The organism is Mycobacterium lentiflavum, from assembly GCF_022374895.2.
GTDB classification, from domain to species: domain Bacteria; phylum Actinomycetota; class Actinomycetes; order Mycobacteriales; family Mycobacteriaceae; genus Mycobacterium; species Mycobacterium lentiflavum.
Genome location: NZ_CP092423.2, coordinates 3,222,979 through 3,240,483 on the forward strand (window position 1 = coordinate 3,222,979; position 17,505 = coordinate 3,240,483).

Here is a 17,505-nt window from a genome sequence, read left to right on the forward strand (position 1 = left end):
ATCATCGGGGCGCTCCTTGCGGCGCCGGTGCGAGCGCGGGGTTGGGTGGGGGCGGCGGCACCCCCGGCCACAGCGGCACTCCGCCTGGCCCATACAGCGGAGCGCCATACGGCGGTGCCCCGGGGTACGGGATGGGTCCAGGTGCGGGCCCGGGGATGCACTCGCGGATGCTGGGCGGTTGCGGTGTGCCACGGGTGGTTTGGAACCACTGTTCGTAGCACGGGTGCCCGATTCCTGGGTTCGGCCGAATGTCGAGCCCGGTCCCCCATCCGGTGTCGGTGACCAGCTGGCGCACTGGGAAGTTCTTGGTGGCATCGGGCAGCGACCCACAACCGGGCTTGCCGCCGGGCCCGCCCTTGGCCGCAACCTTGGGCAGGTTTTCGGGGAACTCGTAGGGGTCGTTGCCCAGCAGCAGCGCCACGTCGACGGTGAAGGTGCGCCCGTCCCCACCGAACACGGGGTCCGAGTGGTCGATCAACCACGAGGCGCCCTCGAAGGTGCAGGCGTACTCGGGGCTGTACATGTTGAGCAGGTTCGTTGTTGGCTCCAGCGCGTTAACCCCGGTGATGAAGTTCTGCCGGCTCGGGCTGAGCAAGTTGATCCCGGCCTGGGAGAACCCAACAGCGTTGAGTAGCAAGCTATCCAGTGGCGCCTTGTGCTTGACGATGGTGGCGGAGGTGGTGGTCGCCCCGTCGAGGATGGCGACGATGTCGTTGGCCGCTGCGGCGTAGGTGTCGCCGAGTTTCTTCACCGAGCGCACATCACGGCGGAAGGTGTCGTTGTGTGCGTTGAGCGCGGTCAGCACCTCGTTGAGGTCGGTGGTGGCCTGACCGATCCGGTCACCTTTGCCGCGCACCGCGTCGGCGACCGCGGTCAAGACCGCGTTCAGTTTGAGCGGGTCGACCATGTTGAGCAGGTCCACCACGTTCTCGAAGACCGTGTTGACTTCAGTGGTGACGTTGCTCGAGTGCAGCACCGTGCCGGCGACCAGCCGCCGGCTGCTGGGGTGCTGAGGATATTCCAGATCGACAAACTTGGCGCCGAAGATGGTGTTGACATCGATTTTCGCGTCGACGTTGGCGGGGATGTAGCGGATCTGCTCGGGGTCGATCTCCAGCGTGATCACGGCTCCGCCTGCGCCGCCGCTGATCTGGCCGACACGGCCCACTTCGACGCCGCGCAGTTTCACTTTGGCGCCGGTCTCCATAACCAGCCCGGAGCGCTCCGAAGTCAACGTGACCGGCACGAAGGAGCGGAAGGTGCCGTTGAACGAGGCTGCGGTCGCGAACCCGCCGGCGAGGATGACGGCCACCAGGACCAGGGGCCACCAGCGGGTGGAAATACGGTGCTGTCCAGCTCGTGTCGCCATCACTGTCACCCGGCCAGGTGAAAGTTGCCCGACTGGCCGTAGACGCCCAGAGTGACCGCCACCAGCACGATTCCGCCGACCACCATGGAGGCGCGCACCGCGCGGCCGACGGCCTCGCCGACGCCGGCGGGTCCACCGCTCGCGTGATAGCCGTAGTAGGTGCACACCAGCATGACCACGACGATCATCACGATGGTCTCCACGAACGACCACACCAGATCGGTGGTGTTGAGGAAGGTGTCGAAATAGTGGTCGAAGACACCGGATCCCTGTCCGTAGATCGCCACGGTGCCCACGCGAGCGGCGAAGAATCCGGTCATCAACGCGACCGCATACAGCGGGATCACCACGACCGTGGCCGCCAGCACCCGGGTCGCCGCGAGATAGGTGACGCTTCGAATACCCAGCACTTCGAGAGCATCGACCTCTTCGTTGATACGCATAGCACCCATCTGCGCGGTCGCGCCCGCGCCGATGGTCGCGGTCAAAGTGACCTGAGCGGTGCCCGGCACGATGAGCCGCGGAATGAAAAAAGCGGACGCGAACCCGGTGAAGGCCTCGACACCGACGGACTGAAACTCGGTGTAGCCCTGAGCGGCCACCACCGCGCCGGTGGTCATGGTCATGAATCCGACGATGACGACGGTGCCCCCGATCGCAGCCAATGCGCCACTGCCCAAACCCATTTGGGCGATCAGCCGCAGGACCTCAGGTCGGTAGCGGATCACCGCACTCGGGATGCAGGCCAAGGTGGTGAAGTAGAAGCGGGTCTGGTCACCGATGCGTTCCCACTCGCTGAGCAACCGGTCCTTGTGTCGCGACAGACGCGGGAGCAGACTGCTGGGCAAGTTATGTGTCATTGGGCGTGAACACTTTTCATTTCAAGGTGAACTGGACACCGATGGCGGTCACGATGATGTTGACCGTGAACAGGACCATGAAGGAAAACACCACGGTTTCATTGACGGCGTTGCCGACGCCGGCCGGGCCGCCCCCCACCGAGATGCCCTTGTAGCAGGCAATCAGGCCCGCGCCGAGCCCGAACAGGAACGACTTGACCAGCGAGACGACCACGTCGCCCAGGCCGGTGACCACCGTCATGCCCGAGACGAACGCGCCCGGGGAGACATGCAGGGCATCAGAGCAGAAGAACAGCGAGACGGTCATGCCGACGAGGACCACGACGCCGTTGAGCGCGACCGAGACCGTGGTGGCCGCCAGCACCCGGGGGATCACCAAGGCCTGGATCGGGTCGATGCCCATGACCCGCTGCGCGTCTAGTTCCTCACGGATCGTGCGTGCACCGAGGTCGGCGCACATCGCGGTGGCGCTGGCCCCGGCGGTCACCAAAACCGTAACCAGCGGCCCGATCTGATTGACGTTGAAGAACGCAGCGCCGGCACCCGAGAAGTCGGCGGCACCGAACTCGTTGAGCAGGATGTTGAAGATGAACGTGTTGATCATCGAATACGGGATCATCATCAGCACTGCGGGCAGTAACGAGACCCGGGCCACGAACCAGGACTGGTGCAGGTACTCCTGCCAGGCCAGGGGCCGGGTGAAGATGCCCACCACCACGTCGAGAGTCATCGCGAAGAAACCGCCCATGGACCGCAACGGTTTCGCTAACCGCGTTGCTTCTAACACCTTTCGCAACGTCTCAGCCCTTGATACCGGTATGGGCACCGTCACCTGCTCGGTGCGCGGATCCAGAACAGGTACCGCGGGAGCTGCCGGATGCATGTTGGTCCCTAACTCGTCACGTCGTCGGGTTTCACGCATCTGAGCTCACGCCAGAACTCTCAGATCAACGAGTTCCCCTGCTCGCCGGAGAAGCTTCAGCGGTCTGCTGACCTCCTCGTGAAATCCAATCAGCTGGCTAGCGGCCGCCGTTAGCTCCCGAATGGGATGTCAGGGTCCTCCGAATGGGATACCAGGACCGATCCGCACCTTGCCGCGCCGCGGACAACGGTCCGCGGTCATGATCAACTGGGTCCCGCCCGCTACAGCGGCGCGGCGCGCGCAGCACGGGCAGTGCACGGCGATGGGAACTGGCCGTCCAGCATGCCTGACACCAGCCGATCCCGCATCCTGGGACACACGGCTGCTGCTACTCATCGACGTGTTCAGCAGTTGCTCAATACTTTTCACCGTAGTTGCCTGGCAAACACGCGAAGTGCACGGTGTGCTCTGGCACCCGCTGGCGGCTACAGATACACCGTCGTAATCCGGTCAGTGTACTGAAACTGATCTGCAGCAGTGACTTTCATAAGCCGACAAGTGACTGCACGGCGCAGCATCATCGGCCGGCATGCATGCACTGACCATCTACTTGCGCGGCGGAGTCGACAGCAGCGCATCGAAGATGTGCCGCTCGAGGTTCTGCGTAAGATCGATGTGCACATGCTTGGTCTCGGTGTACTCATCTAGCGCGCCACGGCCCAACTCACGGCCCAAACCGCTTTGCTTGTAGCCACCGAACGGCAACGCAGGGTCGATCTGATGCCAATTATTGATCCAGATGGTGCCCGCGCGAAGCCGGGAAGCGACCTCCAGGGCGCGCTCGTAATCAGCAGCCCACACCCCCGCACTCAACCCGTACTGAGAGTCGTTGGCCTGCCGGATCGCGTCCGCCTCGTCGGTGTAGCGAAGCACGCACAGCACCGGCCCGAAAATCTCCTCGCGGGCCACCTTCATCTCGTTGGTGACTTCAGCGATGATGGTCGGTTCGATCCAGTAGCCCCTAGTGAACCGTTCGCCACGCGGAATCCCGCCACCGAGAACGACTTTGGCACCAGCGTCTTTGGCGCTGTCGAGGAAACCCAGCACCCGGTCGCGTTGACGGGCAGAAATGACCGGACCGAGGTCGGTGTCGAAGTCGGTGGTCTCACCGAGCTTGAGCGAGGAGGCACGATCCACCAGCCGGTCCACCACCTGGTCATACATGTTGGCCGACACCAACAGTCGTGTACCCGATTCGCAGATCTGGCCCGAGTAGAGCATGCAGCCGAACAGCGCCCCGTCGATCGCCACATCCAGGTCGGCGTCATCGAGCAGGACCTGGGCGCCTTTGCCACCCAGCTCCAGGGACACATTTTTCACCGTCCCTGATGCCAGGCGCATGATTTCACGTCCGACCGCGGTGGAGCCGGTGAACGCCACCTTGTCGACATCCGGGTGCTCGGCCAGCCGCGCACCCACCTCGGGGCCGGGCCCGGTAACCAGGTTGATCACCCCGGCGGGGACGCCGCACTCGTGGGCGATCTCGCACAACCGCAGCAACGACAGCGGGGTCTTCTCGTCTGGTTTGATGACCACCGAGTTGCCGGCGGCCAGAGCCGGGCCGATCTTCCAAATACCTAGCAGCAGAGGAAAATTCCACGGCACAATCGCCGCGCACACCCCAAGCGGTTCGCGGCGGATGACGTTGGTCGACATCGTCGGGTATGCCGCGGTTGGCACGTGCCGCTCCCAATGGTAGCTGGCTGCGAGCTCAGCGAAATACAGGAAATGCGCGGGCGCATAACCGACATGAAATCCTGTCGCCTGGCGTACCGTGGCACCATTGGCGTGGATCTCGAGGTCGACCAGCTCTTCGAGTTCCTCGCCGATGCGCTCCGCGATCCGCGTCAACACCGCCGACCGTTCGGCAGGGGCCAATCGCGACCACGCACCCGAATCGAATGCGGCGCGCGCCGCGGCCACCGCGGCGTCGGCGTCGGCGGCGGTGCCCCGCGCGATCGTCGCGTAGATCTCCTCGGTCGCCGGGTCGCGGATCTCGTCGCGCTCGGCTGCGTCGACGTGCTCGCCGTCGATGAACATGTGAAAGTGCTTGACGTCTGTCGCCACGGTGGCCTCCCGATTCAGCTCAAGATCAGCCAACCCGAGCCGGCGGTGACGCAACATCGCCCGAAAGGAGGGTTGGGGTAACTCTACTGCCGGACATCGCCACGTCAACGAGGCAGCAGAGAGGCTTAGGTGCCTCGTTGTGGGGACGACGTCAACCCCTTCGAGGCACGGTGAATACTATCGGCGCGGCGATCACCCGCACCCGCCGGCTGGCCCAACAAGGACGTCCTTCTCAACGCGCTGATAAGCGGCCACGGGGTAGGCCAGCGACGACACACCCATCTGGTGTTCGACGAACTGCACGGCGTCGACGTCGCTCCGGAATCACGAATCAGCGTAGTAGAGGCCATCACCGAGAATCTATTCAGCTACGTCGACTGGGATGACTCAACAGATCATCACCACCCACGAAGATGAGCGCCAGCGCTGGCTGGAATCCAACAACAGCCTGCGCGCAATGCGGATCCGCGAAATCCTCAGCCCCGGAAACTTCGACGACGACCGGGCCACCACCACCCTGCACTACCCGCTGCACTGGCACCACCAGGTACGGCTGGGTTCCGTTCTGCGAGAAGCAATTCGGTAACGTCCGACTGCCGGCCACAGCGAACGGACCTCTTCATCGCGACATCGCGGACTCCTAATTTTCGTGATCAAACGACTCTCAAATCAGCGGTCGAAATTAGATAGGCCCTGAACTCTTCTGATGCACAACGGCATTCGACATTCGGGTACAGCGTAGTTTACTGCTAATTCACCGCATTCCTCCGGCGCGGCCCTGAATATCGGTCGGACCTGCTCCTCAAAGACGTTGTCGCCGACCAGACCGGATAGGCAGCGGCCCGCTCATTTGGCCATTGGGTGATGTTGAAATCACCCGCGTTGGGTTGCGCGGAGTATCGTGATGCTCCCACCCGACACGCTGCTGGGAACGGGGATGAATGTGGAAAGCCTGGTTCAGGCACTCGCTGCGTCGATGGACCCGGTGTCTTTGATGGGACGTATTGCCGAGCAGGCTTGTGCGTTTATGCAGAAGGCCGATGGGGCGGCCGTCACACTACTTCGTGCCTCCGATAATGCGTACGTGACCGTTTCTGGTCACGGCGTGCTAGCGACTACGCCGGGTTTTGTAGTGCCCAAAAGGAGCAGTGTGCAGGGCCGCGCGGCGCGCGAAAAACACCCAATGCTGATCGACGATGCCTGGGTAGATCGACGACTGTCGGCACGTGTTCGTGCGATGAATAAGCAGTGGGGCACCCGGTCGTGGGCGGCGATTCCCCTGACGTACAACGACCACGCCATCGGTTCCCTGCTGCTGGCCGCGACAGCCACCGGTGCATTCACTGATACCGACGTCGATGCCATGCTCGATATCAGTGAGTTCGTTTCCGCCGTCATCGGCGCCCAGTCGCAATTGTCCACGGTGCTGACCCAGGTGATGAGCGACAGCGACCATCCCGGGCAACGCGCCCTGACGGAGCGATTCATCGCCTCGGTGATGTTGCCCGAAGCCGTGGAGACCAAAGAGCTACAACTTCGAATGGATGTACTGTTGGCGCAGCCGAACGCGCTCAGGGCGGCCTTTCAGCCCATCGTCCATCTGCCAAGCGGTACGACGATTGGCTACGAAGGTTTGATCCGCTTTCCCGCATCGGAGTTGACGCCAACGCAATGGTTTAGCATGGCCCGGCGCTTCGGCCGGGGTCTTGAATTAGAACATGCCGCGCTCTGCACCATCCTCGGCGCTGCCGGGGGAATCCCCAATGATTGTCCCCTCGCGGTCAACCTCAGCCCGAGCACCGCACTCGAGCCAGCGATTCGAGATGTGCTGACCACGCAAGACCGGGCGTTGGTCGTGGAAATCACTGAGCACGAACCGTTTCCCGATGACCTTGGCCCGCGCCTGCGGCCACTGCGTGATCGCGGGGTAAGCGTGGCAGTCGACGACGCCGGCGCCGGATATGCCAGCTTCGCCCAACTGCTGCGGTTACGCCCAGACATGATCAAGATCGACGGGGAGTTGATCGCCGGAATCGACAACGATCCCGTGCGCCGGGCGTTAGCAACCGCACTGAACTCGCTGGCATCCGAACTGCACGCGAAACTGGTGGCCGAAGCGGTCGAGACACGTCGCCAACTGCAGACGTTGATTCATCTCGGTATCGAATACGGCCAAGGTTTTCACCTGGGGCCACCTCGACCATAAGGGCGCCGGAGGACGTCGCACAATCGGCCTGCGGGATCGGTTGCGGCATTCCGGCCGAACCCGAGCCCGCCTGAGTGCGGCTTATTGAAAATCATTAGCATTACGCTTACCGCTGCGATCCGACCGGAAGGATAATGTGCGAGCGATCCCTGTCATCTGCTTGACGGGCCATCTCGGCGCGGGCAAGACGAGTCTGCTCAATCATGTGCTTCGTAGTCCCGGAGCGCGAATCGGGGTCATTATCAACGACTTCGGCGAGCTCAACGTCGATGCCATGCTGGTGACAGGCCAAGTCGACGAGCCCGCGTCCATCGCCGGCGGGTGCATCTGCTGCCTGCCCGATGACGGCGGGATCGACGAGGCATTGACCAAGCTCGCCGACCCTCGACTGAATCTGGACGCGGTCATCGTCGAGGCCAGCGGCCTGGCCGAACCCGTTGCGGTCGCGCGAATTATCGGCTTCAGCGAAGTCCCGGGCGTGCGCTTCGGCGGACTCGTCGATGTCATCGACGCCGCGACCCACTTCGAAACCGTCGACGTCGGCCATACCTCGCCCGCCCGCTACGGCGTAGCCTCGCTCGTCGTCGTCAACAAACTCGACCGACTCCCCCGCGAAGATCGCGCCGCGACTGTCGAGCGGGTGGAACGCCGCGTGCGAGAACGTAATCCACGTGCGACCGTCGTCGGAGCAGTCGGCGGCCAAGTCGACCCCACACTGTTGTACGACGTAGCCGCAACTCCCGAGGAGACGGGCCAGCTCTCATTGCGCGACCTATTCGTCGATGCCACCTCCGACCCGATCGCCCATGACCACGACAACTCACACGCCGATTCGGTCACCGCGACGAGCCAGGGCGAAATCGACCCCGGCGCGCTGATCGACCTACTTGAGGATCCGCCGGCCGGGGCATATCGGATCAAAGGCGCTGTCGCGATGCGTTACGGCGCGACCACGCAGACGTATGCGGTCAATCTGGTCGGCACGGCAATCCACCTTGCGATTGCGCCGCCCGGGCTGTCGGCCAACTGCCTCGTTGCCATCGGGATCGGCCTCGACACCGATGCCGTGCGCGCTCGACTTGATGCCGCCCTGCGGCCGTTCGCCGGCCCGGCCACTCTGGCCAATATTCACCGCCTGAGGCTGTATCGCCGTCGCAGCCTCTGACAATCGAAAGGTTAGCGCCCCAACATCTTTCGTCACAGTGACATAATTGCCAAAGCAGGCAAGCGGTAGGTGGATCGCGTTGCGGCCGGCTAGCCGGTCGCAACGACCGACGCGGAATTCCAGGGCGCCAGGCGCCGCCTTTGCCGAGGTGCCGACCGAAGATCTCGGCCAGGGGGCCGCCTAATAGCCCCAAATCCCCGTCGTCCGTTCGCCTGAGAGAACAACCGGCTAGCCGACAAAGGGTGCTCCGTCGAACCGGTCGCAGGTAGCGAACTCGGAGACCGGCCGGCGTCGCAACTTCGACAGTTGGCGCACCGGCTTGCCCAATGGCACCAGTGCGGCGATGGCATACGAGTCGGGAATGCCGAGAAGATCTTTTGCCAGTGGCTCCTCGGCGACAACCATCGTTGTCAGCACTCCGCCAAAGCCTTCATTGCGCGCGGCCAGCAACACGTTCCACACGAAGGGGTATACGGAAGCACCGGGTACCACCGCGATGCGATCGAGATTTTGATCGGTCGCGGCGACAACGACGAGATTCAGCAGGAACATCAGCACGACCGGCGCCTCGCGAAACGGTGCCGACATTTGCGCAGGCACCTGCGCCGCCTCGATCGCGGACGCATCTAAGCTGGTCGGCTGCAACGGGTTCCATGGCGACTCGCCATTAGCGAGCTGCGCCGTATAGCGGCGGGCCGCAGTAAGCCCTAGATCGGCCAACGCAGATCGGGTGTCTTTATCGCGAAGCACGATGACGCGCACGCCCTGGCGGTTGCCGCCGGTCGGTGCGAAGCGCGCGTTATCGAGGATGCGCTCGAGAACATCATCAGGAAGCGGGTCGTCGGTGAATTCGCGCACGGCCCCGGTAGAACGCATAGCGTCGTACAACTCCATGGCCACCATGGTGCCGCAACCGGCGGCGGCTATGTTCTCAGGCCGCGTCGTGGAAGATCAGTCCCAGCGTGTAGCGCTGGCCGGAGCGGACCGCGGACACACCGTGGCGTACCGGGGCCGCCGACCATCCTCGCGTCGATCGCACTGGCCGTTCTCGGGTCGTGAACACGTAGCCGTGTCCATGCGGCAACGTCGTGGCTGTCCCTCGTGATTGGGCGCGGGCCCGTTGCTCGACGAGCAGGAACTCGCCTCCGGTGTGCGCGACGCCCGGCTCGTTGAGATTGATGACGACCTGCAGCGGAAAGATGAGTTCTCCGTAGAGGTCTCGGTGCAGCGCATTCCAATCGCCTGGGCCGTACTTGAGCATCAGCGCCGTGGGCTTGGTTTGACCGGCGCGATGGCAGGTGTCCAGCCATTCGTCGAGAGTGTCGGGCCACGGAGCGTGGCGCCCGAGCTTTGTCCACCAGTCTCGGGCGATCGGCAACAGCCTCGGGTATAGCGCCTGCTTGAGATCTTCGATCGGGCGTGGGTAGGGCTGTTTGAAATAGCGATACTCGCCTTGCCCGTAGCGGTGTCGGCCCATATCGACGATTGCGCGAAAAAGACTGTCGTCAGAAAACAAATCGATGACCGCGGCGCACTCGGCAGGAGTGATCAGCTCTGGGAGCAGTGCGCCGCCGACATCGTTCATGTCGGCGGCGACCGCGTCCCAATCCGCGGCATCGACGCGCTTGCGCCAGGTCGACACCATCAGAACAGCTTGCCAGCCACCGCGGGTGCCGGCGCCTCCAACTCCAACAAGAATCGTTTGCGCTTCAATCCGCCCGCGTAACCGGTTAGCGCGCCATCCTTTCCGACGACCCGATGACACGGAACGATGATGCTCAGTGGATTGCGCCCGACCGCTTGGCCCACTTGGTACGCGGTGGTGGCGCCGGCCAGTTCCGCGGCCAGCTCGCCGTATGTCTTCGTCTGGCCGTAGCCGATACCGACAAGCCGATCCCAGATTCGGCGCCGAAGCGGGTCGCCCACCAACGCAATTGGAAGGTCGAATCTAGTGCGCTCTCCGCAGAGATACTCGTTCAGCTGCTCGGCGGTGCGACGGAACAGGTCGTCGGCAGCCGGTTCGACATGCTCGCCGAGTGCATGCGCGGTCGGCCGGCGCCAATGATGCCGGAAATACACACCCGTCAAGGCGTCGTCGTCAGCGACCAAGGTCAACTCGCCCAAAGGGCTATCGCTCACCGCGTGTCGTGCTGTCATCGTTGAACCTCCTTTACCTGTAGACGATGACCAGTCCGGAAGCGTGAGATGGGGTACGAATTGAGGTCTCACATTTCACGATCCGCCGACGTCTTCACATCAGGAGCAAGAGGAGATCGCGTGATCAGTCATACCCCTCGGTGACAACGGTGAAGACCGACCAACAGGTGAAGATGCCGTTCGAGGCCGTCGTGGCACGGCACGGCGCTACGGTGTTGCGGGTGGTGCGCGCCGTGGTCGGCCACAGCGACGCCGACGACGCTTGGTCGGACACCTTCCTGGCCGCCTTGAAGGCCTACCCGCAACTGCCGGCCGACGCCAATGTCGAAGCGTGGCTGGTCACCATTGCTCACCGCAAAGCCATCGACATCACTCGCGCGGCGGCCCGGCGGGCCATCCCGGTCGCCGATACCCCCGACTCCCCCGCCGGGCAACGAGCCGATGGCCACGATCTTGACCTCGACGCGGCCGTCAGTGCGCTGCCGCCCAAGCAACGTCAGGCCGTGGCCTACCACTACCTGGCAGGCCTGCCCTACGCCGAGATCGCAACGATCCTCGACAGCAGCGTTAACGCCGCCCGCCGAGCCGCAGCGGATGGCATCGCCACCCTGCGGCGCACCTATCCCTTCATCGACTCCCGTAATCGACCCCGCAAGGAATGAACATGACCTCGACTGATCTCGCCGACCTCTACCCCGTCGATGCGGATCATCTGCAGCGCCTGCACACCCGTCTAGAACGGGATGCCCAGGCCGGCGATCTGCTCGACATCGCCTATCGCACAGTGGATTCCGCCGTCGGTCCGCTGCTGCTGGCCGCCACCCCGCTCGGACTGGTCAGGGTGGCGTTCGCGAACGAGGACCGAGACGGCGTGCTACTGACGCTGTCGAAGCGGATCAGCCCGCGGATGCTCGAGGCGCCGACGCGGCTGGACCCGATCGTGCGACAGCTCGACGAGTACTTCGACGGCCGCCGGCACACCTTCGACGTCCCGTTGGATTGGTCACTCTCGCAAGGGTTTCGGCGCACAGTGCTAGAGCACCTCAATACCGACGTCGGCTACGGCGTCACGGCCAGCTACGCCGCGCTAGCGCGACTCGCCGGCTCCCCCAAGGCGGTGCGCGCGGCGGGAACCGCGTGCGCGACCAACCCGATCCCGATCGTGGTGCCGTGTCATCGGGTGATCCGATCCGACGGAGCCGTGGGCGCCTACCGGGGCGGACCCGTCGCCAAACGGATGCTGCTCGACCTTGAGCGGGAGGGATGACGGCGGCCGGGCCGGCTGCGCGAGGCGGGCGTGCCCGTCCACTTGGAAATCGCCCCCGGCGCGTTTCACGCGTTCGACAACATCGTGGAAAAGGCGCCGATCTCGGCGAAATTCTTCGCCAGCGAGCGCGATCATCTCTGGGCCGCTTTGAGGTCTCCCGCGGAGGACCAGCCGGGGTGAGACCCGCCTCTAAACGAGCTAGTTGACTGCAAAATGTGCAGAACGTGCAACTATGGGGGGATGGCCAACCCGATGGGACTGCGAGAGCGGCGTCGGCGCGAGACCAGCGCAGACATCCGCGACGCCGCGGTGCGACTGGCCCTCGAGCGTGGCTTCGACAAGGTGACCATCGAGGAAATCTGCGCCGAAGCCGGAATCTCGACGCGCACGTTCTTCAACTACTTCCCCAACAAAGAGTCCGCCATCGCCTACGGCCCATCGGACATTCCTGCCGAGCTGGTCGCGGATTTCGTCGCGGCCGGACCCGCGCCCTACTCGGTGGTGCTGGCAGAGCTGATCACCCTGGCAGCGCACCACCTGCGCGACGTCCCACCCCTTCGCGAGCAGGCCGCCCATATGCTCGAGCTCGCCAAAACCTCCCCCGCGGTGTTGGCCGCGTTCCTCGCGGACCTGGAGCGTTTTCAGCTTCAGCTGACCGACATCATCGTGCGCCGCCAGGGTATGAAGCCGGACGACGAGATGGCCGCGCTGATTTCCGCGCTGGCCCTCACCGCAGTGCGTTCCGGCCTCGAAAAGTGGGCAAGTAGCGATCCGGTGGATCCCGACGACACGCCGATGCCGTATGTCGAGCGGGCCGCCGCCCTTGTGAACAGCATCTTTACAAAGTGATCTGAAACACCGAAGACAAATCTTGCATGATGTGCAAGATATGCAGATCATGTAGTATGCGCTGGTGGCGGTGTTCGGGGACGCTTCCGCAAAGCACGGCAGGCGTCGGGCTCGGAAAGGGCCGCCGGCGCGCGCCGACAGCCTCATCCGCACGGAACGACGGGCGCGCACGTCGCGGCAAGGGCCGATAATCCGATGCTGAGTCATGCGGTTCGTGTGCACGAGCGCCCGCGTGTTATGCGGGCGGTGGCCATGGTGACGAGAAAAGGACTCACGTAGTTGCTGCTAGCGAAGATTGTGCGGAACGCATGGCTGCCGCTCTTGATCGTGGCGGTGGTGGTGGTCGGCGGCTTTGCCGTGGTGCGGGTCAAGTCTTTCTTCGGCCTCCACGACACCGGCGTCTTGACTAGTCCGCGACTCGACGACTCCAAGCCGTTCAAGCCCAAGGTCGTCAAGTACGAGGTCTTCGGCTCGGCGAGCCACGCCAACGTGAACTACTTGGATTTGTCCGCCGACCCGACACGGGTCGACGGCGCGCCGTTGCCATGGACACTCGTCCTCACCACGACTGCCCCGTCGGTCTTCCCGAACCTCTCGGCGCAAAGCGACGGCGACTACCTCGGTTGCCGAATCACCATCGATGACGAAGTCAAGGACGAGAAGATAACCACCGGCGTGCACGCCCTGACCTTCTGCCTGGTGAAATCCGCATGAGTACAACGTTCAACGACGCCCGCACCGACGCGCTCCCGACGGCGGCAGAGCCGGTGCGGGAAAAGATCCCGCGTTTCATCCGGAAATTCGCCATCGTCATCATCCTCGGCTGGATCGGGCTCATCGCGGTGCTCAGCACCATCGTCCCCGACCTGGACACCGTCGGGAAGATGCGCTCGGTCTCGATGGCCCCCGACGATGCGCAATCGGTGGTCGCGACGAAACGCATGGGCGCGGTGTTCAACGAATACAAGTCCAACAGTTCGATCATGATCGTTCTCGAGGGCCAAAAGCCGCTCGGCGCCGATGCTCACGCCTACTACGACACGATCGTCAAAAAGCTCGACGCCGACACCAAATACGTTGAGCACGTTCAGGACATGTGGAGCGACCCGCTGACCGGCGCAGGCGCGCAGAGCAATGACGGCAAGGCCGCCTACGTTCAGGTCTATCTCGCCGGTAATCAAGGCGAAGCGTTGGCCAACGACTCCGTCGAGTCCGTCCAAGACATCGTCAAAAGTGTGCCCCCGCCCAACGGGGTGAAGGCCTACGTTACCGGGCCCGCCGCGCTCTCAGCCGATCAGCACATGGCCGGTGACCGCAGCGTGCAACTCATCACGATGTGCACGTTCACCGTGATCATCGCGATGCTGTTATTGGTCTATCGGTCGATAGTTACGCTGTTGCTGACGCTGGTGATGGTGGTGTTGGAGCTGTCGGCCGCGCGCGGAATGGTCGCCTTCTTGGGCTATTACAACATCATTGGGCTCTCCACCTTCGCCACCAACCTGTTGGTCACGTTGGCGATCGCGGCCGCCACTGACTATGCGATCTTTTTGATCGGCCGCTATCAGGAGGCCCGGGGCAAAGGCAACTCCCGCGAAGATGCTTACTACGACATGTTCCACGGCACCGCGCATGTGGTGGCGGGATCCGGCTTGACCATTGCCGGCGCCACGTTCTGCCTGCACTTCACCAACCTGCCCTATTTCCAAACGTTGGGTATCCCGCTGGCGATCGGCATGGTGGTCGTGGTGGCAGCGGCACTGACGCTCGGACCTGCCGTCGTCGCCGTGGCAACACGTTTCGGCAAGACACTGGAGCCCAAGCGCACGCAGCGTATTCGCATGTGGCGCAAGGTCGGCGCCGTCGTGGTGAGGTGGCCCGGGCCGATCCTGGTCATGACGATCGGGGTCGCGCTGGTCGGCTTGCTGACGCTGCCGGGATACCGCACCAATTACAACGACCGCAACTATTTGCCTGCCGACCTGCCCGCGAACGAGGGTTACGAAGCCGCGGACCGGCACTTCTCGCACGCGCGGATGAACCCCGAAGTGCTGATGATCGAAAGTGATCACGATCTGCGGAATTCCGCGGACTTCCTGGTCATCGACAAGATCGCCAAGGCGATCTTCCGGGTGCCGGGAATCGGCCGCGTGCAGTCGATTACCAGGCCGGAGGGCACGCCGATCGAGCACACCTCGATCCCGTTCCAGATCAGCATGCAGGGCGTCAGCCAGCAGATGAACCAGAAGTATCAAGAAGACCAGATGGCCGACATGCTCAAGCAGGCCGACATGATGCAGACGACGATCGACAGCATGGAGAAGATGTCGAGCATCACCGTGCAGATGTCCAACGACATGCATCAAATGGTCAAAAAGATGCACGACATGACCATCGACATCAACGAATTACGCAACCACATGGCGGATTTCGAGGACTTCTTCCGCCCGGTCCGCAGCTACCTCTACTGGGAGAAGCACTGCTTCGACATCCCGATCTGCTGGTCGCTTCGCTCGGTCTTCGACGGCCTCGACGGCATCGACACGATGACCGACGACATCGAAAGCCTGTTGCCCATCATGGATCATCTCGACACCCTGATGCCCCAGATGGTGGCGCTGATGCCTTCCATGATCGAAAACATGAAGGCCATGAAAACCACGATGCTGACCATGTATTCGACGCAAAAGGGTCTGCAGGATCAGCAAAACGAGGCCCAGAAGAACTCGAACGCCATGGGTAAGGCGTTCGACGCGTCCAAGAACGACGACTCGTTCTACCTGCCGCCGGACGTCTTCAACAACGCCGAGTTCAAAAAGGGCATGAAGAACTTCATCTCCCCCGACGGCCACGCCGTGCGTTTCATCATCAGCCACGACGGCGATCCGATGTCTCAAGAAGGCATTTCGCACATCGCGGCCATCAAGAAGGCTGCCTACGAAGCACTCAAGGGCACGCCGCTGGAGGGCTCCAAGATCTACCTCGCGGGCACCGCGGCAATATACAAAGACCTCAGTGACGGCAACACCTATGACCTGCTGATCGCTGGAATTGCTTCGCTCTGCCTGATTTTCATCATCATGTTGATCATCACCCGAGGCGTGGTGGCCTCAGCGGTCATCGTGGGAACCGTGTTGCTCTCGCTGGGTGCGTCGTTCGGGCTGTCGGTGCTGATCTGGCAGCACATCATCGGCATTGAGCTGCACTGGATGGTGCTCGCGATGTCGGTGATCATCCTGCTTGCCGTGGGCGCTGACTACAACCTGCTGCTGGTCGCGCGGTTCAAGGAAGAGATCCGCGCCGGCTTGAACACCGGAATCATCCGATCGATGGGCGGTACCGGTTCGGTCGTCACCTCGGCGGGTTTGGTCTTTGCCTTCACGATGATCACCATGGCGGTCAGCGAGCTGACCGTCATCGGCCAAGTGGGTACCACCATCGGTCTGGGCTTGCTCTTCGACACGCTGATCGTGCGGTCGCTGATGACGCCATCGATTGCCGCGCTGTTGGGCAAGTGGTTCTGGTGGCCGCAACGAGTTCGGCAACGCCCGCTCCCCTCGCCATGGCCTGATCCAAATGGCAAGGCCGCCGCGGAACCCGAATCGGTAACTGCCGCTACGTAACCCACTCCGGTTGTGAATCGGTCTCCACGGCGGAAAAGTCTTTGTGACCCAAGCCGGCGGTGGTGCCGCCGTCGACCACGAACTCCGAACCCGTGGAATAGCTGGACTCGTCGCTGGCCAGATAGACCACCAGGCTGGAGACCTCCTTGGGGTCGGCAGCCCGGCCGAGCGCGGTCTGGAAGAGGTCCTCGGGAACCCACTCGGTCATCGGGGTCTTGATCAGGCCGGGATGGATTGAGTTCACCCGGATTCCACTGGGTCCAAGCTCCAGCGCCGCCGACTTTGTCAAACCCCGGACAGCGAATTTTGTTGCCGTGTAACCGTGGCAGGCGATCGTGCCGGCAATACCTTCGATCGAAGAGATGTTGATGATCGAGCCTCGTCCGGCTTCCTTCATCGGTTTCACCACGGCGCGGATGCCGAGAAACACACCGGTCAAATTGATGTCGAGGATCCGCTGCCATTCCGTGAGCGCGTAGTCCTCGAGGGTGCCGATGTTGATGATGCCGGCGTTGTTCACCAGCACGTCGACGCTGCCGAACTCGTGCAGCGCGGTGGCCACCGCGGCATCCCAGTCGTCGGGCTTCGTCACATCGAGATGCAGGTAACGAGCCGAGTCGCCGACCTCCGCCGCTACGGCCTTGCCTTCGTCGTCGAGGATGTCGCCGAACACGACCTTGGCTCCCTCGTCCACCAGCATCCGCACATGCGAGGCACCCATCCCCCGGGCACCCCCACTTATCAGCGCCACCTTGCCCGCCAACCGTTCTGCCACTGCGTTCTCCTGTCATGTGGTGCGTAATTCAGATCTGAATCGGCTAAGCCGAAGCAGCTACTCTGACCCAATCGTCACCATACATATATGCGTGCATGTATGACGGCATACCCGTCAATCGCCGCGCCGCAGGTAACGGCATTGCGACGTCGACGCCGTCAAGCGGCGGCGTCCAAGCTGTCGGCGGCTACCGGGAATTCCGACATCCCCCTGGCCGACCGCACGCTGATGGGCGGGGAATGAAG

The 17,505-nt window shown here is 63.0% G+C and carries 17 protein-coding genes and 1 pseudogene; 10 read left to right on the forward strand and 8 right to left on the reverse strand.

Annotation, left to right across the window (positions count from 1 at the left end; all coding sequences use genetic code 11):
* Position 1: 1 nt before the first annotated feature.
* The 4 genes from MJO58_RS15110 to MJO58_RS15125 form a co-directional block, all read right to left on the reverse strand.
* Positions 2 to 1,369, reverse strand: a complete 1,368-nt coding sequence (locus MJO58_RS15110; RefSeq protein WP_239719919.1) for an MCE family protein — start codon at positions 1,367 to 1,369, stop codon at positions 2 to 4.
* Positions 1,370 to 1,374: 5 nt separating this feature from the next.
* Positions 1,375 to 2,229, reverse strand: a complete 855-nt coding sequence (locus MJO58_RS15115; RefSeq protein WP_239719921.1) for an ABC transporter permease — start codon at positions 2,227 to 2,229, stop codon at positions 1,375 to 1,377.
* 16 nt (positions 2,230 to 2,245) lie between these two features.
* Complete coding sequence (locus MJO58_RS15120) at positions 2,246 to 2,977, reverse strand: MlaE family ABC transporter permease (RefSeq protein ID WP_239719923.1); 732 nt, start codon at positions 2,975 to 2,977, stop codon at positions 2,246 to 2,248.
* A 720-nt stretch (positions 2,978 to 3,697) separates the two neighbouring features.
* Entirely contained in the window at positions 3,698 to 5,191 is a 1,494-nt protein-coding gene (locus tag MJO58_RS15125) for an aldehyde dehydrogenase family protein (RefSeq protein ID WP_239723293.1), read from the reverse strand.
* 409 nt (positions 5,192 to 5,600) lie between these two features.
* Between MJO58_RS15125 and MJO58_RS15130 the strand changes: the two genes are divergently transcribed.
* From MJO58_RS15130 to MJO58_RS15140, 3 genes are all read left to right on the forward strand, one after another.
* Complete coding sequence (locus MJO58_RS15130; protein WP_239719924.1) at positions 5,601 to 5,804, forward strand: hypothetical protein; 204 nt, start codon at positions 5,601 to 5,603, stop codon at positions 5,802 to 5,804.
* A gap of 318 nt (positions 5,805 to 6,122) precedes the next feature.
* Positions 6,123 to 7,424, forward strand: a complete 1,302-nt coding sequence (locus MJO58_RS15135) for a sensor domain-containing phosphodiesterase (protein ID WP_239719925.1) — start codon at positions 6,123 to 6,125, stop codon at positions 7,422 to 7,424.
* Positions 7,425 to 7,560: 136 nt separating this feature from the next.
* Complete coding sequence (locus tag MJO58_RS15140) at positions 7,561 to 8,589, forward strand: CobW family GTP-binding protein (protein WP_090602836.1); 1,029 nt, start codon at positions 7,561 to 7,563, stop codon at positions 8,587 to 8,589.
* Between the two features lie 228 nt (positions 8,590 to 8,817).
* On the opposite strand, the gene MJO58_RS15145 is transcribed toward MJO58_RS15140, so the two are convergent.
* Genes MJO58_RS15145 through MJO58_RS15155 form a run of 3 tightly spaced genes read right to left on the reverse strand, consistent with a single transcriptional unit; the run spans position 8,818 to position 10,746 of the window.
* Positions 8,818 to 9,483 (reverse strand): nitroreductase family protein, encoded by a 666-nt coding sequence (locus MJO58_RS15145; RefSeq protein ID WP_090609087.1) that lies wholly within the window; start codon positions 9,481 to 9,483, stop codon positions 8,818 to 8,820.
* A 37-nt stretch (positions 9,484 to 9,520) separates the two neighbouring features.
* Positions 9,521 to 10,234 carry a 2OG-Fe(II) oxygenase gene (locus MJO58_RS15150; protein ID WP_239719926.1) on the reverse strand — a complete coding sequence of 238 codons (714 nt, stop codon included), beginning with the start codon at positions 10,232 to 10,234 and terminating at the stop codon, positions 9,521 to 9,523.
* On the reverse strand, positions 10,234 to 10,746 hold the full coding sequence (locus MJO58_RS15155; protein ID WP_239719927.1) for a methylated-DNA--[protein]-cysteine S-methyltransferase: 513 nt from the start codon (positions 10,744 to 10,746) through the stop codon (positions 10,234 to 10,236). Before MJO58_RS15155 ends, MJO58_RS15150 begins: the two co-directional genes overlap by 1 nt.
* Positions 10,747 to 10,919: 173 nt before the next feature.
* Here MJO58_RS15155 and MJO58_RS15160 point away from each other — a divergent pair, with 173 nt between their 5' ends.
* The 6 genes and pseudogenes from MJO58_RS15160 (at position 10,920) to MJO58_RS15185 (ending at position 16,485) form a co-directional block, all read left to right on the forward strand.
* Complete coding sequence (locus MJO58_RS15160; RefSeq protein WP_090609093.1) at positions 10,920 to 11,408, forward strand: RNA polymerase sigma factor; 489 nt, start codon at positions 10,920 to 10,922, stop codon at positions 11,406 to 11,408.
* Between the two features lie 2 nt (positions 11,409 to 11,410).
* On the forward strand, positions 11,411 to 12,013 hold the full coding sequence (locus MJO58_RS15165) for a methylated-DNA--[protein]-cysteine S-methyltransferase (RefSeq protein WP_090602848.1): 603 nt from the start codon (positions 11,411 to 11,413) through the stop codon (positions 12,011 to 12,013).
* A 12-nt stretch (positions 12,014 to 12,025) separates the two neighbouring features.
* A pseudogene (locus tag MJO58_RS15170) lies at positions 12,026 to 12,193 on the forward strand (alpha/beta hydrolase); the annotation flags it as partial.
* A gap of 60 nt (positions 12,194 to 12,253) precedes the next feature.
* Entirely contained in the window at positions 12,254 to 12,862 is a 609-nt protein-coding gene (locus MJO58_RS15175) for a TetR family transcriptional regulator (RefSeq protein WP_090602850.1), read from the forward strand.
* 297 nt (positions 12,863 to 13,159) lie between these two features.
* Positions 13,160 to 13,576: an MmpS family transport accessory protein gene (locus tag MJO58_RS15180; protein WP_090602853.1), complete on the forward strand. Its 417-nt coding sequence runs from the start codon at positions 13,160 to 13,162 to the stop codon at positions 13,574 to 13,576.
* Complete coding sequence (locus tag MJO58_RS15185) at positions 13,573 to 16,485, forward strand: MMPL/RND family transporter (RefSeq protein ID WP_239719928.1); 2,913 nt, start codon at positions 13,573 to 13,575, stop codon at positions 16,483 to 16,485. The genes MJO58_RS15180 and MJO58_RS15185 overlap by 4 nt, the downstream gene beginning before the upstream one ends.
* On the opposite strand, the gene MJO58_RS15190 is transcribed toward MJO58_RS15185, so the two are convergent.
* Positions 16,478 to 17,260 carry an SDR family oxidoreductase gene (locus tag MJO58_RS15190; protein ID WP_090602858.1) on the reverse strand — a complete coding sequence of 261 codons (783 nt, stop codon included), beginning with the start codon at positions 17,258 to 17,260 and terminating at the stop codon, positions 16,478 to 16,480. The two genes, MJO58_RS15185 and MJO58_RS15190, sit on opposite strands and share 8 nt — an antisense overlap.
* 99 nt (positions 17,261 to 17,359) lie before the next feature.
* Here MJO58_RS15190 and MJO58_RS15195 point away from each other — a divergent pair, with 99 nt between their 5' ends.
* Complete coding sequence (locus MJO58_RS15195; RefSeq protein WP_239719929.1) at positions 17,360 to 17,503, forward strand: hypothetical protein; 144 nt, start codon at positions 17,360 to 17,362, stop codon at positions 17,501 to 17,503.
* Positions 17,504 to 17,505 lie beyond the last annotated feature (2 nt).

Bases quoted from the DNA above. Each gene is read 5' to 3' on its own strand.
- MJO58_RS15135 (WP_239719925.1), top strand. From the start codon at position 6,123: ATGCTCCCACCCGACACGCTGCTGGGAACGGGGATGAATGTGGAAAGC.
- MJO58_RS15110 (WP_239719919.1), bottom strand. From the start codon at position 1,369: ATGGCGACACGAGCTGGACAGCACCGTATTTCCACCCGCTGGTGGCCC.
- MJO58_RS15165 (WP_090602848.1), top strand. From the start codon at position 11,411: ATGACCTCGACTGATCTCGCCGACCTCTACCCCGTCGATGCGGATCAT.
- MJO58_RS15145 (WP_090609087.1), bottom strand. From the start codon at position 9,483: ATGGAGTTGTACGACGCTATGCGTTCTACCGGGGCCGTGCGCGAATTC.
- MJO58_RS15160 (WP_090609093.1), top strand. From the start codon at position 10,920: ATGCCGTTCGAGGCCGTCGTGGCACGGCACGGCGCTACGGTGTTGCGG.
- MJO58_RS15150 (WP_239719926.1), bottom strand. From the start codon at position 10,234: ATGGTGTCGACCTGGCGCAAGCGCGTCGATGCCGCGGATTGGGACGCG.
- MJO58_RS15115 (WP_239719921.1), bottom strand. From the start codon at position 2,229: ATGACACATAACTTGCCCAGCAGTCTGCTCCCGCGTCTGTCGCGACAC.
- MJO58_RS15155 (WP_239719927.1), bottom strand. From the start codon at position 10,746: ATGACAGCACGACACGCGGTGAGCGATAGCCCTTTGGGCGAGTTGACC.
- MJO58_RS15120 (WP_239719923.1), bottom strand. From the start codon at position 2,977: ATGGGCGGTTTCTTCGCGATGACTCTCGACGTGGTGGTGGGCATCTTC.
- MJO58_RS15130 (WP_239719924.1), top strand. From the start codon at position 5,601: ATGACTCAACAGATCATCACCACCCACGAAGATGAGCGCCAGCGCTGG.
- MJO58_RS15185 (WP_239719928.1), top strand. From the start codon at position 13,573: ATGAGTACAACGTTCAACGACGCCCGCACCGACGCGCTCCCGACGGCG.
- MJO58_RS15195 (WP_239719929.1), top strand. From the start codon at position 17,360: ATGACGGCATACCCGTCAATCGCCGCGCCGCAGGTAACGGCATTGCGA.
- MJO58_RS15125 (WP_239723293.1), bottom strand. From the start codon at position 5,191: ATGTTCATCGACGGCGAGCACGTCGACGCAGCCGAGCGCGACGAGATC.
- MJO58_RS15175 (WP_090602850.1), top strand. From the start codon at position 12,254: ATGGCCAACCCGATGGGACTGCGAGAGCGGCGTCGGCGCGAGACCAGC.